This is a genomic window from Streptomyces sp. BR123 (assembly GCF_013401435.1).
Lineage (GTDB): Bacteria > Actinomycetota > Actinomycetes > Streptomycetales > Streptomycetaceae > Streptomyces.
The window spans coordinates 1-2,677 of record NZ_JACBGN010000516.1 but is presented as its reverse complement, the minus strand read 5'-3'; the positions used below and the strand labels follow the sequence as shown (position 1 = coordinate 2,677).

Sequence of the window (2,677 nt, the reverse complement as noted above, 5' to 3'; positions counted from 1 at the left end):
ACCCAGTCCCTGCCGCTCGCCCCCCTCGGGCCCGCGGCCGACCGCCCACCCGGCATGAGCACTTCACCGCGCCTGCCCGAAGCGCGGGGCCTCGCCGCCCGCGGGGTCGAAAGGTTCTCGATGGTCGGCGTCGTCTGGGACGACGCGGGCACCCAGCTCTTCGGCCGCGTCCAGGTCCGTACCCGTTCCGCGAGCACCGGGACCTGGTCCGGCTGGCAGGACGTCGAAACCCACAACAGCGAGCACGCCCCCGACCCCGAAGCGCTGGAGCGGGGCACCGGCCGCGTCCGCGGCAGCACCGCCCCGCTGTGGGTCGGCGAATCCGACGGCATCGAGGTCCGCGTCCAGGCGGAAGCAGGCACCCCGGCCAAGGCCACCCGTGCCGCCCCCACGGCCTCCCGCCTTCCCTCGGGCCTGCGGATCGAACTCGTCGACCCGGGCACCGCCGACCCCCCGGCCGCCGCAGATGCCAAGAACGGCACGGTCGGCACGGCCGGCGGACCCGGCGACGACAAGGGCGACGCCGTCGTCCTGCCGGACATGTCGACGGCCACGGCGGAGGCCTCCTCCGCCAACGTGCCGCACGCCCCCCTCGGCGCCAAGGAGATCACCGGTCTCAACCAGGAGGACTCCATCGCCGACGCCGCCCTCTCCGGCGACGGCGCCATCAGCAGCACCCCGTACATCGGCCCGCGCCCCCGCATCGTGACCCGGCTGGGCTGGGGCGCCGACGAGTCGCTGCGCGAGAAGGCCTTCGCCTACACCAGCACCGTCAAGGCGGCCTTCGTCCACCACACCGCTTCCGGCAACAACTACGCCTGCAAGGACGCCCCCGCCGTGCTGCGCAGCCTGTACCGCTACCACGTGGTCAGCGCCGGCTGGCGGGACTTCGGCTACAACTTCGCCATCGACAAGTGCGGCACCGTGTACGAAGGCCGGGCGGGCGGAGTCACCAGGCCGGTGCTCGGCGCGCACACCATGGGCTTCAACGCCGACAGCATGGGCATCGCCGTCATCGGGACGTTCACGACCACCGCCCCGCCGGCCGCCGCCGTGGACTCGGTGGCCGCGCTGACGGCCTGGAAGCTGGGACTGTTCAACCGGGACCCGAGGGCCACGATCACGCTCAAGTCGGGCGGCGGGAACCTGTACGCCAAGGGCAGCAGCGTGAAGATGAACGTGATCTCCGGGCACCGGGACGGCTTCGCCACGGAATGCCCCGGCAAACTCCTGTACGGCCAGCTCCCGCCGGCCCGCACCGCCTCGGCCAGACTCCAGGGCCGCTGAGCCGCCACGGAGCCCCGGCCGCGCAGTTCCCCGCGCCCCTGGCTGGCCCTGGGTCCGGGGTCCGGCCGCGGACCGCGCGTGGCCGGTCGCGCGGTTCCCCTCGCCCCTGGGGGTGTCCCGTGGGAAGGCGTTGCATGCGTGGGGCGTGGCGCTGCCCGTTCCTGCAAGGCCGCTGCAGCCCGGGTCGGTGCCCCAGGGGCGCGGGGAACCGCGCGCCCGGCCCTCACGGCCCGCAGCCGCGGGGCGGGGGCGCGGGGAACTGCGCGTTCAGGCATCGCAGCCCGCAGCCCGCAGCCCGCAGGCGGACCCGGACCCGGACCCCGGGCGGGGCGCCCGGGCCGGATCGGCGCGGGCAGGGCTCCCCAGGGCCGGGGATACGCTCATGGCATGGCCGGCCGCTTCGACCCCCTGACCCGCACCGCCGTACGCGGCGGCCGCACCGGCGTGCCCGCAGGCACCGGCACCGGCACCGGCGCAGGCACTCCGGCAGGGGCTGGAGCCCGGCGCCGGGTATGGGCACCCGAGGGCCCCGTGGACCTGGGCCTCACGCTGGGCCCGCTGCGCCGCGGCCCCCACGACCCCACGTTCCGCGTCACGGCCGACGGCTCCGTCTGGCGCGCCAGCCGCACCCCCCTGGGCCCCGCCACGCTCCGGGTCGCCGCGGACCGCACCGCCGGCACGATCCGCGCCGAGGCCTGGGGCCCCGGCGCGGAGTGGATCCTCGACGGCCTGCCCGCGCTCCTCGGGGCGGAGGACGACCCGTCCGTCTTCGTCCCCCGCCACCGCCTGGTGCACGCCAGCCACCGCAGCCGCCCCGGCCTGCGCCTGACCCGCACCGGGCTGGTCCTGGAGTCGCTGATCCCGACCGTCCTGGAGCAGAAGGTCACCAGCGACGAGGCCTACCGCTCCTGGCGCCGCCTGGTCCGTGCGTTCGGGGAGCCCGCGCCGGGCCCCGAGAACAACACGGACATGGGCATGTACGTGATGCCGGACGCCCGCGCCTGGGCGCTGATCCCGTCCTGGGGCTGGCACAAGGCCGGGGTCGACGCGAAGCGCTCCGGGACCATCGTGCGGGCCGTCCGGGTGGCGGCCCGGATGGAGGAGGCGGCCGCCATGCCGCAGGGAGAGGCCGCGGCCCGGCTGGAGGCCGTGCCCGGCATCGGGCCGTGGACCTCCGCCGAAACCCTCCAGCGCAGCAACGGCGACCCGGACGCCGTCACCACCGGCGACCTCCATCTCCCCGGCATCATCGGCTACGCCCTGGTCGGCGACCGCGATGCCGACGACGCCGCCATGCTCGAACTGCTCGCCCCGTACGCGGGCCAGCGCCACCGCTGCCGCGCCGGACCCGGTCCGGCCCGCGCTCGACACCGCCGGCACGGTCCTCGTC

General features: G+C 76.1%; 2 protein-coding genes. Both read left to right on the top strand.

Annotated features, from left to right (window positions below; all coding sequences use genetic code 11):
* The coding region (locus HYE82_RS35780) for a peptidoglycan recognition protein (protein WP_179178399.1) at nt 1-1,287 on the top strand (1,287 nt) is incomplete at its 5' end.
* 387 nt (nt 1,288-1,674) lie between these two features.
* A partial coding sequence (locus tag HYE82_RS35775) for a DNA-3-methyladenine glycosylase (RefSeq protein WP_179178398.1) occupies nt 1,675-2,677 on the top strand: 1,003 nt, incomplete at its 3' end.